Here is a 16,775-nt window from a genome sequence, read left to right as displayed (position 1 = left end):
GATTTAAAATATAGCTATGACATTAGGTGAGGATTGGTAGACACATGAGCATTTTAAAAGCGGAAGGTTTATATAAAACGTACGGAGATAAAACACTGTTTGACCATATATCGTTTCATATCGAAGAAAATGAGCGGATCGGCTTGATCGGACCGAACGGAACAGGGAAAAGCACACTGCTCAAGGTGATTGCCGGCGATGAATCGACGGAAAAAGGAGAGATTACGAGAGCCGGCAGCCTCCATACCGAGTATTTGCATCAGGAGCCTGACCTGGACGGCAGCCAGACGGTGCTTGAACATATTTATTCGGGCGATTCCGTGATGATGCGGACGATGAGGGCGTATGAAAAAGCGCTGCAGGAGCTGAACGCCTCTCCAGAAGATCCGAAGAAACAGGAAGATCTGCTGGCCGCTCAAGGGAAAATGGACGAGCATGGCGCCTGGGATGCGAACACGGCGGCGAAAACGATTTTGACGAAGCTCGGCGTTACGGACGTGACGAAAGAAGTCAGAGCCCTTTCCGGAGGCCAAAAAAAGCGGGTGGCGATCGCCAAAACGTTGATACAGCCTGCAGATATTCTCATTTTGGATGAGCCGACAAACCATCTCGACAATGAAACGATCGAATGGCTTGAAGGATATTTGAGCGGCTATTCAGGTTCGGTCGTTCTCGTGACCCATGACCGCTACTTCCTTAACCGGGTGACGAACCGGATCTACGAGCTTGACCGGGGCAGCCTTTATACGTACAAAGGAAACTACGAAGTGTTTTTGGAGAAGCGGGCTGAGCGGGAGGCGCTCGCCGAACAAAACGAGACAAAGCGGCAAAACCTGCTCAGAAGGGAGCTCGCCTGGCTGAGAAGGGGGGCAAAGGCCCGTTCGACAAAGCAGAAAGCGAGAATTCAGCGCGTCGAGGAGCTGAAGGATCAGGAAGCGCCTGAAGCCGCTTCATCCCTTGATTTTGCGATCGGCTCCCACCGTCTCGGAAAACAGGTAATCGAGGCTGAAGGAGTGGAGATCAGCCGCGGCGGAAGAAAGCTTGTCACGTCATTTCAGGAGCTCATCGTCCCTGGCGACCGCGTCGGCATCATCGGGCCGAACGGCATCGGCAAGACGACGCTGTTAAACGCCCTGGCCGGACGCATCAAGCCTGAAGCGGGCTCCATCACGATCGGCCAAACCGTCAGAATCGGCTATTATACGCAGGATCACAACGAGATGGACGATTCGCTGCAGGTGATCGAGTATATCAAAGAGACGGCCGAGGTCGTCAAAACGGCCGACGGCGAGGTGATCACCGCCGAACAGATGCTGGAAAGGTTCCTCTTTCCGCGCCGTGTGCAGCGCACTTACATCCGCAAGCTGTCAGGCGGCGAGAAGCGGCGCCTCTATCTTCTGAAAGTGCTGATGGAGGAGCCGAATGTTCTGTTTCTCGATGAGCCGACAAATGATCTGGATACTGAGACGCTCGGCGTGCTCGAAGACTATTTGGACCAGTTCCCGGGCGTCGTCATTACGGTATCCCATGACCGCTATTTTCTTGACCGGGTCGTCGACCGACTGCTCGTGTTTGAAGGAAACGGCATCATTTCACGCTTTCAGGGATCGTACAGCGATTATATGGACAAGCAGAAGGAACAAAGTCGCCAGAAACCGGCTGCTGAAGAAAGCGCGCCTGCAAAACCTGAGAAAAAGAAAAGGAAAAAGCTATCTTATAAAGATCAGCTCGAATGGGAAGGCATTGAAGATAAAATCGCGCTTTTGGAAGAAAAGCATAAACAATTGGAAGAAGAAATCGCTGCAGCGGGCAGCGATTTTGCCAAAATCCAGACCTTGATGGAAGACCAAAAGAAAACGGCTGAAGAGCTTGAAGAGGCAATGGAGCGCTGGACCGAGCTTTCGCTGATGATCGAGGAACTCGAACAATCATAACTGCCGGGGGAACCCCCGACAGTTTTTTTCATGTTACAACGGTTCAGATGCGTTCAAAACGGCTTGAAGCAAGCCGGGGAAGCGGCTGTTTAAGTCGTCTTCGCGAATCGAAATAAAACGCTGTGTCCCGTCTATTCTTGTATGAATCACTCCCGATTCCCTGAGCACTTTAAAATGGTGGGAAAGGGTTGATTTAGGGATGGGGATATTGACTGCGCTGCACGACTGTTCTCCGGCTTCAGCGAGATTTTTAATGATTTGCAGCCTGTATTGATCACTTAGTGCGTAAAGAACAGCGGATAATGTGATGTCATCCCGGTTTGGATGGTAAAGCGTCCTCAATGTGATTCACCTGCCTTACATATACTTATGATTTGAATTGTAGCATAAGCGATGCTATTATTCTATTGTTCGAATATATTCGAACAATAGAATAAACCGAAAGGGTGACAATATTTGAAAAAGGTGCTTCCGCTTTTCTTTTGGATCATGTTTATGATTGGGACGGATACGTTTTTAGTTTCCCCTTTATTGCCGACTTTAAGGGAGCTGTACAACGTCCCTGTAGAAATGTCCGGCTGGATCGTGAGTTCATACGCGCTCGGCTACGCTTTATTCGCTTTAATCGCCGGTCCGGTGTCTGACGGGTTAAATCGAAAAACGGTGATGACCTGGGGGATGGCCGCCTTCGGCGCGAGCACCTTGTTATGCGGTTTTGCCCCGAATTTCTGGACGATGATTCTGCTGCGGTTTGCAGCCGGAGTGAGCGCTGCGTTTGTGACGCCGCAAGTGTGGGCTTCGATTCCAACGCTTGTTCCGAAAGAGCGGATGGTAAAAAGCATGGGGATCGCTGCTGCCGGTTTATCATTTTCGCAGATGCTCGGCTTGCCGATCGGCGGTTATTTGGCATCCATTCATTGGTCTGCTCCGTTTTTGATCCTTGGAGCATGCTCGTTTATCTTCGCAGGGCTCATTCATTTCGTTTTGCCCGATTTAAAGCCGCATCAGCAGGCAGCAGAAAAGGTTCCGCTTGCGGCCCGCTACAGAACGCTGTTGTCTGAACCGAAGGTGTTGAAAACATTTTCCGCTTATTTTATCTTTCAAACGGGAAATTTTGCGGCTTTTTCTTTTCTGGGCACATGGCTGGCGGATGATTTTCGGTTCAATGTCGGTCAAGTGGGAACGGCGATGCTTATTTTAGGATTGGGAAATCTATTTGGGAGCACATTGGGCGTGCATTTGGTCGCAAAGCTGGGCAGGGCTTTTTCCTTGTATGCCGGGATTGCGATTTTGACCGTACTGTATGTCATTCTTGCGCAAACGAAGCAGTTTTCATTTGCCGAGATTAACTTTTTTATTATGTTCTTTATTACGGGGATCGTATTTACATTGATGATGAGCCTTTTGCAAAGCTTGTCGCCTCATTCGAGAGGGACGATCGCTTCATTGGCGAATTCCTGTATGTACATAGGGCAAACGGCGGGAGCATCGGCGGCCGGATTGTTATATTCCCGATTCGGCGGATTTTTTGCGGTTGCCATGTTTACGGCGGTATTATATATTCTTTCAATCTTATTGTTTAAAAACAGCAAAATACTGAAACAGACTTTGTAATCATCCAAGAGGCTGCCGTTCGTGACGGCAGCCTATCAATTTATATTTTCGAGTACGACAGCCGCGCGATGGCATCGTGCAGGTGTATCGATTCCTCATTGCGGCATTCGATTTCAAAAGCGGAGATCCAGTCCATTTCGTATAAGTCAGCAGCGGTTAAGCGGATGACGTCTTCTACAAATCTCGGATTCTCGTAAGCCTGTTCTGTTACTTTCTTTTCGTCGGGTCTTTTTAAGACGGGGTAAAGCTTCGCGCTTGCATTGGTTTCGGCTGCGGCGAGAAGCTCCGTTTTGAAATCTTCCGGCATGGCGGCCCTGTCATTGATGTGCGCTGTGATCTTGATGACGCCGCGCTGATTGTGGGCGCCGTACTCGCTGATTTCTTTTGAGCAGGGGCAAAGTGTCGCCGCTTTGGCCGTGATGCCAACTGTCCCGGTCCAGCCCTCTTTTTCATGATACGAAACATTCATATGTATATCGGCGTGCATCAGCCCGGGGAATTTGAGTTCTGGGCTGAGCCGCTCAAAATACCATGGAAATGCGAGAGACACTGCTGCCCCTTGCTGCTCCATGTTGACCGCCAGTTCCTTCGTAAAGTCTTTCAGCGAATCAAGTCCGACGATCCAGTTTTCTGCATGGTATCGCTGTAATTGTTCAGTCAGCCGGCTCATGTTGATGCCTTTCCTGCTGCGCGCAAGATGAGTCGTTAACGAAAATGAACCGATCGTCGTCTGGGAAAACGGCTTGACTGCCGATGTGATGCGGATCGGGTGGGAAATGTTTGTTACGCCGACCTGATCAATGTCAAATAAATAATCGTTCGGCGTATTTTGTATATCTTTCATTTGTTCTTTAACGGTTGGGTTCGTTCCTTTTACCTCCTCGACAGATCCGAAGAGGCGGTGACGTTCCGGTTTTGCCGGTAATTGAAGGTCGCGTTTCATAGAAGAGACTCCTTTCAGATATTAAATCGTAATTATTACTATTTATTTTGAGGGACAGCTGTGATAAAATCAAGTGGTCGTATTTTAAATCGAAATGATTTCGTTTTAAGGAGTGGTGATATTGCAGGACAGCGAAATCGTTATTGTCGGAGCGGGTCCCGCATGCATTGGAATGGGAATCGTTCTGAAAAAGCTCGGTTTTGAATCGTTCACTATTTTAGAAAAAGATCGCGCAGGTGCCTCGTTTTATCGCTGGCCCGAAGAAATGAAACTGATTACCCCTTCCTTTACAGGACAGGGATTTGGCGCTTTGGATTTAAATGCGGTTGCTCCGGGGACATCGCCAGCTTTTACGTTTCAGCGCGAGCATTTAAGCGGATCTGAATACGGAGAGTATTTACGCCTTTTAGCCCGTCATTTTCAGCTGCCTCTAGCCGAAGGCACGGCGGTGCGGAAGCTGCATAAAGACAAGGCCGGCTTTTTGGTCGAAACGGATCAAGGCGTTCTAAATGCCAGAGCCGTGATTTGGGGAACGGGGGAGTTCCAGTTTCCGAAGCATTCTTTTCCGGGCGCAGAACTTGGGCTGCATAACAGCAAAGTCGCCTCATGGAGCCAATTTGAAACAGCCCATTATTATGTGGTCGGCGGTTATGAAAGCGCAATGGATGCCGCTTTTCAGCTCGCGGAGTATGGAAGCGATGTGACGGTGGTCATGCCGAATTCGATAAGGGGAAATGAAGAGGCCGACCCGAGTCGGGCGCTGTCGCCGTATACGTGGGAGCGCATAGAAGCTGCTTACCAAAAAGAAAAAGTGCATTTTTTAGAAAACGCCAGGGTCGCGAAAATGACGAAAAAGGGAGACTCGGCATATGATCTTCACTTGGCCGACGGCCGAAAAATCCGCTCTGAAACTCGGCCGATTATTGCGACGGGATTTTATCCAGGTGCCAAACAAATCAAACATTTATTTGAATGGACGGAAAACGGCAAACCGCTGCTGACGAACGCGGATATGTCGACAATTACGGAAAACCTGTATGTAATCGGGCCCAGTGTCCAGCATCAGAAAGCCGTCTTTTGTTTTATTTATAAATTCCGGCAAAGATTTGCGGTGATTGCAGAGCACCTGTTGAAAAAATTAGGACACCCGCTGGATGAAAAGGTGCTTTCAGAATACAAGGAGAACCAAATGTTTCTGACTGATTTGAGCTGCTGTGAGGTTGATTGCGAATGTTAAAAAAACCGAAGCAACAGAAACGGATGCTGCTGGTCGGATTGGAGTCGGTCGGAAAAACGACGCTTTTTTCCGCCATCACAGACCAGCAAGCCGGAGAAGAGACCAATGTCAAAGGTTCGACGGTTTTTGTTACCGAAAGGGAGATCAAGAGCCTTCAAGGCTGGGTGGTTGTGGATGCGCCCGGGGTTCGGCCGGATGACAGCCTTACACAAAGAGCATTGAAGAGAGAAATTGAAAAAGCGGATCATACGATTGTCGTTTTAAGAGGCACGCATTTTTCTGAAGAGCTTCGAACGATCATCGATCTGATTCCCCCGAATTGTCAACATGTCTATTTTATCGTGACCTTTAAAGACAAAATGACGCAGGAAATGCGCCTTGCGCTTTCTAATCACATCGAGCGGTGCGATTTGCCGATTATGCTCATCGATTCGCGAAGGATGACGGAAAGCAAAAAAGAACACCTCTTTGCTTTTTTAAAAAAGTATGCTTCATTTCATCCGCTTAAACGCAAACAGATGGAATACTTAAAGCTTGAATCTGCGTCTCCACAACACATGGTGTTTGATCATCGCATCTGGGGGCCGCTTCTTTCGATGGCGGTTTTATGTTTATTGTTTATGCTGCCGGTGATCGCGGCTTATCATGTTTCCGGATGGGTGCAGCAATATGCGGACGAATGGCTGCTCGATCCGCTCACAAAAGCTGCGGAAGGCTGGCCGTCCTGGGTTGAAGCGATACTTGCGGGGAGCTATGGCCTTATCACTCTCGGGATTTATTCATTCGTTTGGGCGTTCCCGGTCGTTTTATTCATGTCGGCAGCCAATGCTGCGGCAGATGATTCGGGCTTAAAGGATCGAATCGTTGATTCATTGGATCCCTTAATGAGAAAAATCGGCATGAACGGCCGGGATTTAGTGCCGTTGATAACCGGGTTTGGCTGCAACGTCGTGGCTGTTCAGCAGACCCGTTCATGCAGCATGTGCACCCGGAGACAATGTGTTTCAATGATCTCATTCGGTTCTGCATGCAGTTATCAAATCGGGGCCTCCCTTTCGATTTTTCACGCTGCGGGAAAGGAGTGGCTGTTTATTCCATATCTGCTGACTCTCGCCGCAGTAGGGGCCGTGCATAATCGCTTTTGGTATCCGGCAGAACAGAAGTGGTCCTCTTATTTTAAAAACCGGGCGTCATTTTTGCAGCGGCCTTCATGGAAAGGAACTGCATTTCGGGTGAAAACGGTACTTAAGCAGTTTATTTTTCAGGCCATGCCGATCTTTCTCATCATCTGTCTGGCGGCGACGGTATTACATGAACTGGGAATCATTCGTTTCTTCACAATGCTTGCGTCGCCGGTTTTGAAAGCGTTCGGAGTCCCGGAGGAAGCTGCACCCGGTCTTGTTTTTTCAATGATCAGGAAAGACGGCATTTTACTGTTTAATGAAGGAGGCGGTACACTTTTACATTCTTTATCTGGAGGCGCGCTCTTTTTATTGGTTTATCTGGCATCGACTTTTTCGGCCTGCGTGGTGACGGTCTGGACAATCGCAAAAGAATTGGGAATTAAAGCTGCTGCCGGACTCGTTGGAAAACAGATGGTGACAGCGGCTGTTTCAACTTTAGCTCTGCTGTGCATATATAAGCTGCTGTTTTTATGAACGGTTTTGCATTTTGGATTGAAATGTGATGAAATAATTTATAAATCGTAATTATTGCGATTTATAAAAAGAGAAGGAGAATGACAATGAACAATAAAATTCCTGTAACGGTTTTAAGCGGATACCTCGGGGCGGGCAAAACGACTTTGCTGAATTACATACTGCAAAACCGCCGGGGCCTGAAGGTTGCCGTCATCGTCAATGACATGAGTGAAGTGAACATCGACGCCGGACTGGTCAAGCAGGGCGGAGGCCTTTCAAGGACGGATGAAAAGCTGGTCGAAATGTCGAACGGCTGCATCTGCTGCACGCTGAGAGAGGATTTGCTGGTGGAGGTTGAAAAGCTCGCCAAACAAGGGAATATTGATTATATCGTGATCGAGTCGACCGGGATCAGCGAGCCGATTCCGGTCGCGCAAACCTTTTCCTACATCGATGAGGAACTGGGCATCGACTTAACCCGGTTTTGCCGGTTGGATACGATGGTCACGGTTGTCGACGCCAATCGTTTTTGGCACGACTTTCAGTCAGGGGACAGCCTGCTGGACAGAAAAGAAGCCGTCGGCGAAGAGGATGAGCGTGATATTGCCGATCTCCTCATTGACCAGATCGAATTTTGCGATGTGCTGATTTTGAATAAATGCGATCTTGTGTCTCAAGAAGAGCTGGCAAAGCTGGAGAAAGTGCTGAGAACGTTGCAGCCTGGTGCGAAAATCATCCGGGCGGTCAAAGGGGAAGTTGATCCGGAAAAGATTTTGAATACACGATTGTTTGATTTTGAGAAAGCAAGCAGTTCGGCGGGGTGGCTAAGGGAATTAAATCAGGGGCATGAGCAGCATACGCCTGAGACTGAGGAATACGGGATTTCTTCCTTCGTGTATGAAGCGCGTCGCCCTTTTCACACAGAGCGGTTTTATAACTGGATCCAAACGCTTTCGGAAAATGTTGTCAGAGCGAAAGGAATTGCCTGGTGCGCGACGAGGAACAACCTTGCCTTATTGATGTCGCAGGCTGGTCCGTCCGCCAGTCTTGAGCCGGTCTCGTACTGGGTGGCAGCATTGCCGAAGCAAGAACAGGAACGAATCTTAAAGGAAGAGCCGGAGGTTTTACAGGATTGGGATGCCGAATTCGGCGACCGCCATACAAAGCTCGTCTTTATCGGAATCGACCTTTCGCCTGAAGAAATTTCAGCCGAAGCGGACCGATGCCTGCTGACAGATTCCGAGATGGCGGATGATTGGTCATTACTGCCTGATCCGTTTGATTGGGTGATTCAAAAAGCATAAACAAAGAAACCAAAAGGCAAAAGAGGAGCATCCCGTCCTCTTTTGCCTTTTTTTCTGCTTGCATTGACATATGAGGAAAGGAATACTAATATTCTATTTATAATGTTAACTAAAATTCATATGAGGTTAACATATAATGAGGGGTGAAAGAATGCAAGGGGAAACGTATTACAGCGTGAGAATGAGGGCTTCCCAAAACGGCTCCCATGAAGAAGGGGGCAAGCATATATCAGGAGGAGAGCGGCTCTCGACTTTCGGCGGTTTGAAGGATGCGGTCAATGCTTTATTGGATAAAGGTCTGTCCCATTCAAGAGGAAAACCGGACTTTATGCAAATTCAGTTTGAATATGTTGACGACCCGATAAGAGCGATCCATCCTTTGCAAATTGAAACTAACGATGCGAATTCAGCAGAAGACGGAAAAGCGCTTGCCACGGAGCTTCTGCAGCAAGCAGGCGTTCCGGGAGATGTCATTGAAAAAGCGTTTCGGCGCATCGACGAATTCTCAGAAGTAAGAGGCGCTGTATTGTTTGACGTCCGCTCCGGAAAGCGGGTTGACGAAAGAAAGGAAAAAGGCGTACGGGTTTCGCGGCTGGATTGGCCTGACGCCGATTTCAGGGAATGGGCGGCAAAACGAGGAGTCCCGCTGAATTCACGAATGAAAGAAGCGCTCGCAGTGGCGACAAAGGTATGCGGGCACCCGGCCGTCATCGCCGAATTGTGCTGGTCGGATGACCCGGATTACATAACCGGCTACGTCGCCGGCAAAAAGCTCGGCTACCAGCGGATTACTAAGATGAAAGAGTATGGAGACGAAAGCGGCTGCCGCGTTTTTTTCGTCGATGGATCGGCCGATTTGAACGATTGCATCAGCTATTTGGAAAAAAAGCCTTTGTTTATTCAAGCAGGAGGGGAACCATGGAACTGTCATTAATCGAAAAAAGCAAAACGTATCTTTGGCTGCCTTTTACACAGATGAAAGACTATGATGAAAACCCGCTCATCATCGAAAGCGGAAACGGCATCATGCTAAAAGATATAAACGGCAAGGAATACTATGACGGATTTTCTTCAGTCTGGCTTAATGTACACGGACACCGCAAAAAGGAATTGGATGAGGCGGTCAAAAAACAGCTCGGCAAAATCGCCCATTCTACATTGCTCGGGATGACGAATGTTCCGGCGACAGAGCTTGCCGAAACTTTAATCAAGATAAGCCCTGAAAAGCTTACGCGCGTTTTTTATTCCGACAGCGGCGCTGAAGCGATGGAAATCGCCTTGAAAATGGCGTTTCAATATTGGAAAAATACGGGGAAACCCGAAAAGCAAAAGTTCATCTCGATGCGAAACGGGTATCACGGAGATACGATCGGCGCCGTCAGCGTCGGTTCGATCGAGCTTTTTCATCATGTCTACGGACCGCTTATGTTTGAAAGCTTCAAGGCCCGGGTTCCTTATGTATACCGTTCCGAAAGCTCAAGCCCTGACGAGTGCCGCGATGAATGCCTGAACGAACTCGAAGAGCTGCTGAAAGAGCATCACGACGAGATAGCGGCGCTGTCGATCGAATCGATGGTTCAAGGAGCGTCCGGCATGATCGTGATGCCTGAAGGGTTTTTGGCCGGCGTTCGCGAGCTCTGCACGGCGTATGACGTGTTAATGATTGTCGATGAAGTGGCAACAGGATTTGGCCGCACAGGAAAAATGTTTGCCTGTGAGCATGAAGGCGTTCAGCCTGACCTCATGGCAGCAGGGAAAGGGATTACCGGAGGCTACTTGCCGATAGCCGTTACATTCGCAACAGAAGAAATTTATAGAGCTTTCTACGACGACTATGAAACGTTAAAAACGTTTTTCCACGGCCACTCCTATACGGGGAATCAGCTTGGCTGCGCGGTTGCGATCGAAAATTTGCGCTTGTTTGAATGTGAACAAATCGTTGATCAAGTCGCCGAAAAATCGGAAGCCCTGCGCGGATGCCTCCGTACCTTGGAGACGCTCGCTCATGTCGGCGATATCCGGCAGCTCGGCTTTATGTGCGGGATAGAGCTTGTCCAGTCAAAGGAAACAAAGCAGCCTTATCCTCCAGAAAAGCGGATCGGATACCAGGTTTCGTTGAAAATGAGAGAGCTTGGCATGCTGACAAGGCCGCTCGGAGATGTTGTTGCATTTCTGCCGCCGCTCGCGAGCACAACCGGGCAGCTTGAAGCGATGGTGTCCATCATGAAAGAAGCGATCGATGAGGTTACAAGCGGTGAACTTTGATGAGTGGTTAACCCGGCGGCTGGACGAAACAAAATCAGCCGGGCTTTACCGCACGCTGCGGCCGGAGAGTTGCGGCGGGAAGAATTGGGCATCCAATGATTACTTGGGCTTGGCCAATGACAGCCGGTTGATGTCAGCCGCAAAAACGGCGCTCCATCAGGGAACAGGCAGCGGCGGATCGCGGTTAACGGCAGGCAACACGAGCTGGCATGAAAAACTGGAGCGGAAAATCGCCGGCTTTAAACAGACGGAAGCGGCTCTCTTGTTTTCAAGCGGATATTTGGCGAACATCGGCGTGCTTTCTTCATTGCCTGAAAAAGGGGACGTCATATTGAGCGACCGGCACAACCATGCGAGCATCATCGACGGGTGCCGCCTGTCAAAGGCAGAGACGGTCGTTTATCAGCACATCGATATGAGCGATCTTGAACAAAAGCTGGCAGCAGCGCAACGGTACAACAGGCGTTTTATTGTAACAGATGGCGTATTCAGCATGGACGGGACGATCGCGCCTCTTGACAGAATCATCCCGCTCGCAAAGCGCTATCAGGCTTTCGTTATTGTTGATGATGCACACGCAACGGGCGTGCTTGGGGAAAACGGAAGGGGAACGTGCGAATATTTCGGCGCAAGCCCTGATGTCGTGATCGGCACGTTAAGTAAAGCGGCCGGTTCAGAAGGCGGATTTGTCGCTGGTTCCAGCGTATTAATCGATTTTTTGCTCAATCATGCCAGAACGTTTATCTTTCAGACAGCCGTCCCGCCGGCGAGCTGTGCAGCTGCGCATGCGGCATTGGAGCTCATCGAAGACAGCCGCGAAAAACGGCGGATGTTGAGGTCGTCTGCAAAAACAATAAGAACAGGCCTGGAGAATATGGGGTTTACGGTAAAGGGAATGGATACGCCGATTATCCCCGTTATCATTGGAGATGCCCAAAAAGCCGTGTTATTTGCGAAACTCCTTGAGGAAAAGGGAATTTTTGCGCCGGCGATCCGCCCGCCGACGGTTCCGGAAGGCGAAAGCCGGATCAGGCTGACGGTCACTGCAAACCGCAGCCAAAGCGAAATCGCCGATTTGCTGAAATGGTTTTATTTTATCGGAAAAGGGATGAACATCGTAAAATGAAGGGTTTTTTTGTAACGGGAACAGACACGGGTGTGGGGAAAACGATCATATCTTGCGGAATTGCCGCTGTATTAAAAAAGCATAAGTTCGATGTCGGGGTGTTTAAGCCGTTTTTGAGCGGGATATCGCGCACCCATCCGGAAAGCGATACAGCCTTGTTGAAGCGGGCATCGCAAACATCTCTCACATACGAAGACATCACGCCTTTTGAATATAAAGAGCCGCTTGCTCCGTACGCCGCCTCAAAGCTGGAAGGAAAGACCGCCGGCATCGAAGAGCTCATCAATCATTGGAAAGCGATAAAAGATCATCACGACTGCTTCATCGTCGAGGGAGCAGGCGGCATCGCCGTGCCGCTCGGAAAGGATGTTTTGGTCAGCGATGCGATCAAAGCGCTGGATCTGCCGGTTGTCATTGTGGCAAGGCCTGATCTTGGGACGATAAACCATACGTTCTTAACCGTTCAATATGCGAAAAGCACGGGGCTTCACGTAATCGGCATCATCATCAACGGAATCAGCAGCCGACCGGGCCTTGATGAACAAACCAATCCGGAGATGATCGAGACATTATGCGGCGTGCCGATTTTAGGCGTTACGCCGAGGCTTGCAGATGCAACGACAGAGAACATTGAAAAAATGGCAGAGGACCATATTGATATTTCTTTTATGATCAATCAAATACAAATGGGGGCGAAAAGATGAATCAGTGGATGGATCTTGCTGAAAGAGTGTTGGACGGAGAGGAATTGACAGACAATGAGGCGCTTCAGATCTTGGAATGTCCGGATGAAGACATTCTGTTATTGATGCATGCCGCTTTTCACATTCGAAAACGTTATTATGGAAAAAAAGTGAAGCTCAATATGATCATGAATGCAAAATCCGGCCTTTGTCCGGAAAACTGCGGCTACTGTTCACAGTCCGCGATCTCAAAAGCGCCGATCGAGTCTTACCGGATGGTCGACAAAACGACATTGCTTGAAGGAGCAAAGCGGGCTCGCGATTTAAATATCGGAACGTACTGTATCGTCGCCAGCGGCAGAGGCCCGTCAAACCGGGAAATCGATCAAGTTGCTGCAGCCGTCAAAGACATTAAAGAAACATACGGTTTAAAAGTGTGCGCATGTCTTGGCATCTTAAAGCCGGAGCAGGCACAGCGCCTCAAAGAAGCCGGCGTTGACCGGTACAACCACAATATCAACACGTCGAAACGCAATCATTCAAACATTACGACCTCGCATACATATGATGATCGGGTGAGTACGGTAGAGACCGCCAAACAGTCGGGCATGTCTCCGTGTTCGGGTGTCATTATCGGCATGAAGGAGACGAAGCAGGATGTGGTCGACATGGCGAAAAGCTTAAAAGCGCTCGATGCCGATTCGATTCCGGTCAATTTTTTGCACGCCATTGACGGTACCCCGCTGGAAGGTGTGAACGAACTTCATCCGCTTTATTGTTTAAAAGTTTTGGCATTGTTCCGTTTCATCAATCCGACAAAAGAAATCCGCATTTCCGGAGGCAGGGAAGTCAACCTCCGTTCGCTTCAGCCATTGGGGCTGTATGCCGCCAATTCGATTTTCGTCGGCGATTATTTAACGACGGCAGGCCAGGAGGAAACAGAAGATCAAAAGATGCTGAGGGATGCAGGATTTGAAATCGAATCGGTGGAAGAAATGAAAGCCGGTTTGCAGACGGCGTCAGGCAAGGAGGCATAACATGACAGCAGAGCTGGATTCCGCCTTGCGTATTGATCGGGATTTTTGGAGAGAGCCCTATCCTTTTTACGATAAGCTGCGATCCATCGATCCTGTTTATAAAGGAACCGTATTGAAGCAGCCGGGCTGGTATGTTACAGGACACAATGAGGCGGCGACGATTTTAAAAGACGCCAGATTTAAAAACCGCATCACCATTCCGGAAACGTCGACAAAATACGAAGCTCTAAAAAACGTACAGCAAAATATGCTCCTATTCAAAAACGACTCAGACCATAAGCGGATGCGAACGCTTGTCGGCAAAGAGCTTACGCCGAAGGCGGCAGATGTTTTGCGTCCTTTTATAAAAGAAGCTGCTGATGAGCTGCTTGATCAGCTGCAAGGCAGAGGAACCGCGGACATCGTATCAGAATTCGCGTTTCCGTTGGCAAGCCTCGTCATCGCCCGCATCCTCGGAGTGCCAAAAGAGGAGAGGCATCAATTTAGACAATGGACGGCGGACTTAATCGAGACGATTGATTTTACCCGTTCCCGAAAGGTGCTTGTCAAAGGAAGCGAAACCGCCGCCCAGCTGACGGCATATGTCAGATGTTTGATCAGCAAACGAAAAGCCGATCCGCAGGAAGACCTGGTCACAACATTCATCAGCGCCGGGAAGCTGACCGAGGAGGAAGTGCTTGCGACGTGTGTACTGCTCGTCATCGCCGGACACGAGACAACGGTAAACCTCATCAGCAATGGACTGTTTTCATTAATGAAGCATCCCGCACAGCTCGGCGCACTGAAGGAAAATCCGGAGCTGATCACATCTGCAGTCGAGGAGTTTTTGCGCTATGAAAGCCCGACTCAGCTGACGGCCCGAACCGCTTCAGAAGACTGCCGCATTAATGGACACATCATCAGAAGAGGAGAGCAGGTCTATATCTTATTAGGCGCGGCAAACCGCGATCCGAACGTCTTCGATCATCCCCATGTACTCGACATCGAAAGAAATCCGAATCCGCATCTTGCCTTCGGATCCGGCGCTCATGTTTGTCCGGGCTCCTCATTGGCGCGGCTTGAAGCGCAAATTGCGATTCAAGCGCTTTTAGAGCGGGCGCCTGGGCTTCGGCTGGCAGGCTCCGCCGTTCAATACCCCAGGCTCATGGGGTTTAGAGCGCTCGCCAGTTTGCCGGTTATCCTGACTTAGAAGGGGCATAGCCCCTTTTTTTATATATAAAACTTAACGTTTACGTAAAAGTCCGAAAGGTGTATAATAAGAAAGGAAAAGAGGCAACGGGGGGATATTGACGTGAATTGGATGAAAATCGACCAAATGGCAAAACGCAGCGGTTTGACGAAAAGAACGATCCGTTTTTACGAAGAAATCGGCCTTCTCTCTTCGCCGAAACGGACGGAAGGCGGTGTCCGCCTTTATTCCGAAGACGACCTGGAAGAGCTCGAACGAGTAATGAGCGCCAAGGAAGTATTGGGATTTTCCCTGCAAGAGCTGCAGCAGTTCATGGAAACGAGCAAGCACCTGGAAATGCATAAAGAAGGCTATCTTTTATCATTGGATAAGAAGGAAAGAAAAGAAAAGCTCGAAGACATCCAGCATATGCTGGACGAACAAATGCGAATGATTGACGAAAAGATCGAAAAATTTCAATCGTTCAAGGAGCGCTTGGAGGGCATGCGAAAAAAAGCCCGTCATGCGCTGGAACACATTGATTAAACCAAACGGAAAACGCTATATACATAGCGTTTGTTTTTATGGAAAGAAAGGTATGATTGTTTGATGGAGAAACAACAGAATTCAGGTTTTTTTAAACAGCCGAAAGCGGTTTGGGCCGTAGCGTTTGCCTGCGTTATTTCGTTTATGGGCATCGGGCTGGTCGATCCGATCCTTCCGGCGATTGCAGCGCAGCTGCACGCATCTCCCAGCCAGGTTTCGCTTTTATTTACAAGCTATCTGCTCGTGACAGGCTTTGCGATGATTTTGTCCGGAGCGATTTCGAGCCGGATCGGCGCAAAGCAGACATTGATATCAGGCCTCATTTTGATTATTATTTTTGCCGCGTTAGGCGGGTTTTCCCATTCGATTGCTCAGCTTGTCGGCTTCCGGGGCGGATGGGGCCTCGGCAACGCCTTGTTCATTTCAACCGCTCTTGCCGTTATCGTCAGTGTGGCGACAGGGGGAAGCGCAAAAGCGATCATCCTGTATGAAGCGGCTCTCGGCTTGGGGATTTCTGTAGGTCCTCTTGCCGGCGGAGAGCTTGGAACGATTTCATGGAGGGCGCCGTTTTTCGGAGTGTCCATTTTAATGGCAGTCGCATTGCTTGCGATTCTTATTCTTCTGCCGGCCATCCCGAAGCCGCAAAAGAAAGTGTCCATCGGCGCTCCGATACGGGCGCTGCGTTACCGGGGGCTATTGACGCTTTCGCTTGCCGCCTTTTTATATAACTTCGGCTTTTTTACGCTGCTCGCGTATTCTCCGTTTGTTCTCGATTTGAATGAGAGGGGCCTCGGATACGTCTTTTTCGGCTGGGGACTGCTTCTCGCGATCACGTCCGTGTTTACCGCACCGGCAGTAGAGCGTGCTTTGGGAACCGTCCGTTCCCTCATCCTGCTGTTCGTATTGTTTGCCGCAGATCTGCTGGCGCTCGCCATCTGGACGGATTACATGGCTCTAGTCATCTCGTTCATCGTGATCGGCGGCGGTATTTTAGGAATGGTCAATACGATCCTGACGACCGCTGTGATGGGAGCGGCGCCTGTCGAACGGTCAGTCGCTTCATCTGCGTACAGTTCGATCCGTTTTATCGGCGGGGCGATCGCGCCGTGGCTCGCAGGTGTGCTGGCCGACCATTATAATGCACATGCGCCTTATGTTGCCGGCTGTATCGCGGTGCTGATCGGCATGGCGGTCTTAATCGGCGGCCGCCGCCATTTGGCAAACATCAAAGCCGGACATTAAAAAAAGCTTGTTTCCTTTAAAAGGAGACAAGCTTTT

General features: G+C 49.5%; 15 protein-coding genes. 13 read left to right on the top strand and 2 right to left on the bottom strand.

Annotation, left to right across the window (positions count from 1 at the left end; translation table 11 throughout):
- Window positions 1-44 precede the first annotated feature (44 nt).
- Window positions 45-1,934 carry an ABC-F family ATP-binding cassette domain-containing protein gene (locus AB447_RS11920; RefSeq protein ID WP_048353971.1) on the top strand — a complete coding sequence of 630 codons (1,890 nt, stop codon included), beginning with the start codon at window positions 45-47 and terminating at the stop codon, window positions 1,932-1,934.
- Window positions 1,935-1,967: 33 nt separating this feature from the next.
- On the opposite strand, the gene AB447_RS11915 is transcribed toward AB447_RS11920, so the two are convergent.
- Entirely contained in the window at window positions 1,968-2,276 is a 309-nt protein-coding gene (locus tag AB447_RS11915; protein ID WP_048406788.1) for an ArsR/SmtB family transcription factor, read from the bottom strand.
- Between the two features lie 114 nt (window positions 2,277-2,390).
- Here AB447_RS11915 and AB447_RS11910 point away from each other — a divergent pair, with 114 nt between their 5' ends.
- On the top strand, window positions 2,391-3,548 hold the full coding sequence (locus AB447_RS11910; RefSeq protein WP_048353972.1) for an MFS transporter: 1,158 nt from the start codon (window positions 2,391-2,393) through the stop codon (window positions 3,546-3,548).
- A 40-nt stretch (window positions 3,549-3,588) separates the two neighbouring features.
- On the opposite strand, the gene folE2 is transcribed toward AB447_RS11910, so the two are convergent.
- Complete coding sequence (gene folE2, locus AB447_RS11905) at window positions 3,589-4,491, bottom strand: GTP cyclohydrolase FolE2 (protein ID WP_057957583.1); 903 nt, start codon at window positions 4,489-4,491, stop codon at window positions 3,589-3,591.
- 121 nt (window positions 4,492-4,612) lie between these two features.
- Between folE2 and AB447_RS11900 the strand changes: the two genes are divergently transcribed.
- From AB447_RS11900 to AB447_RS11850, 11 genes are all read left to right on the top strand, one after another.
- Window positions 4,613-5,728 (top strand): NAD(P)/FAD-dependent oxidoreductase, encoded by a 1,116-nt coding sequence (locus AB447_RS11900; RefSeq protein ID WP_048353973.1) that lies wholly within the window; start codon window positions 4,613-4,615, stop codon window positions 5,726-5,728.
- A complete protein-coding gene (locus AB447_RS11895; RefSeq protein ID WP_048353974.1) occupies window positions 5,722-7,386 on the top strand; it encodes a nucleoside recognition domain-containing protein in 1,665 nt (554 codons plus the stop codon). Before AB447_RS11900 ends, AB447_RS11895 begins: the two co-directional genes overlap by 7 nt.
- An 86-nt stretch (window positions 7,387-7,472) precedes the next feature.
- Window positions 7,473-8,672 (top strand): GTP-binding protein, encoded by a 1,200-nt coding sequence (locus AB447_RS11890; protein WP_048353975.1) that lies wholly within the window; start codon window positions 7,473-7,475, stop codon window positions 8,670-8,672.
- Between the two features lie 151 nt (window positions 8,673-8,823).
- The gene (gene bioW / locus AB447_RS11885) at window positions 8,824-9,606 is read left to right on the top strand and encodes a 6-carboxyhexanoate--CoA ligase (RefSeq protein WP_048406786.1); all 783 of its coding nucleotides are present in this window, start codon (window positions 8,824-8,826) and stop codon (window positions 9,604-9,606) included.
- Window positions 9,591-10,937, top strand: coding sequence for an adenosylmethionine--8-amino-7-oxononanoate transaminase (bioA, locus tag AB447_RS11880; protein ID WP_048406785.1), 1,347 nt, complete (start codon window positions 9,591-9,593; stop codon window positions 10,935-10,937). The genes bioW and bioA overlap by 16 nt, the downstream gene beginning before the upstream one ends.
- On the top strand, window positions 10,927-12,063 hold the full coding sequence (gene bioF, locus AB447_RS11875; RefSeq protein WP_096892053.1) for an 8-amino-7-oxononanoate synthase: 1,137 nt from the start codon (window positions 10,927-10,929) through the stop codon (window positions 12,061-12,063). The genes bioA and bioF overlap by 11 nt, the downstream gene beginning before the upstream one ends.
- Window positions 12,060-12,767, top strand: a complete 708-nt coding sequence (bioD, locus tag AB447_RS11870) for a dethiobiotin synthase (protein ID WP_048353977.1) — start codon at window positions 12,060-12,062, stop codon at window positions 12,765-12,767. The genes bioF and bioD overlap by 4 nt, the downstream gene beginning before the upstream one ends.
- Window positions 12,764-13,783: a biotin synthase BioB gene (gene bioB, locus AB447_RS11865; protein WP_048353978.1), complete on the top strand. Its 1,020-nt coding sequence runs from the start codon at window positions 12,764-12,766 to the stop codon at window positions 13,781-13,783. The genes bioD and bioB overlap by 4 nt, the downstream gene beginning before the upstream one ends.
- Before the next feature lies 1 nt (window position 13,784).
- A complete protein-coding gene (locus AB447_RS11860) occupies window positions 13,785-14,972 on the top strand; it encodes a cytochrome P450 (RefSeq protein WP_057957582.1) in 1,188 nt (395 codons plus the stop codon).
- Window positions 14,973-15,074: 102 nt separating this feature from the next.
- Window positions 15,075-15,497, top strand: a complete 423-nt coding sequence (locus tag AB447_RS11855; RefSeq protein WP_048406783.1) for a MerR family transcriptional regulator — start codon at window positions 15,075-15,077, stop codon at window positions 15,495-15,497.
- A 63-nt stretch (window positions 15,498-15,560) separates the two neighbouring features.
- On the top strand, window positions 15,561-16,739 hold the full coding sequence (locus AB447_RS11850; protein ID WP_048353980.1) for an MFS transporter: 1,179 nt from the start codon (window positions 15,561-15,563) through the stop codon (window positions 16,737-16,739).
- Window positions 16,740-16,775 lie beyond the last annotated feature (36 nt).

Origin of the sequence: Bacillus glycinifermentans (assembly GCF_001042475.2) — a bacterium.
Classification (GTDB): domain Bacteria; phylum Bacillota; class Bacilli; order Bacillales; family Bacillaceae; genus Bacillus; species Bacillus glycinifermentans.
This window is presented reverse-complemented; position numbering and strand designations above follow the sequence as displayed.

Excerpts from the sequence above, each read along its gene's own strand:
- AB447_RS11895 (WP_048353974.1), top strand. The coding sequence starts at position 5,722 with ATGTTAAAAAAACCGAAGCAACAGAAACGGATGCTGCTGGTCGGATTG.
- AB447_RS11850 (WP_048353980.1), top strand. The coding sequence starts at position 15,561 with ATGGAGAAACAACAGAATTCAGGTTTTTTTAAACAGCCGAAAGCGGTT.
- folE2 (WP_057957583.1), bottom strand. The coding sequence starts at position 4,491 with ATGAAACGCGACCTTCAATTACCGGCAAAACCGGAACGTCACCGCCTC.
- bioB (WP_048353978.1), top strand. The coding sequence starts at position 12,764 with ATGAATCAGTGGATGGATCTTGCTGAAAGAGTGTTGGACGGAGAGGAA.
- AB447_RS11920 (WP_048353971.1), top strand. The coding sequence starts at position 45 with ATGAGCATTTTAAAAGCGGAAGGTTTATATAAAACGTACGGAGATAAA.
- AB447_RS11860 (WP_057957582.1), top strand. The coding sequence starts at position 13,785 with ATGACAGCAGAGCTGGATTCCGCCTTGCGTATTGATCGGGATTTTTGG.
- bioW (WP_048406786.1), top strand. The coding sequence starts at position 8,824 with ATGCAAGGGGAAACGTATTACAGCGTGAGAATGAGGGCTTCCCAAAAC.
- AB447_RS11890 (WP_048353975.1), top strand. The coding sequence starts at position 7,473 with ATGAACAATAAAATTCCTGTAACGGTTTTAAGCGGATACCTCGGGGCG.
- bioA (WP_048406785.1), top strand. The coding sequence starts at position 9,591 with ATGGAACTGTCATTAATCGAAAAAAGCAAAACGTATCTTTGGCTGCCT.
- bioD (WP_048353977.1), top strand. The coding sequence starts at position 12,060 with ATGAAGGGTTTTTTTGTAACGGGAACAGACACGGGTGTGGGGAAAACG.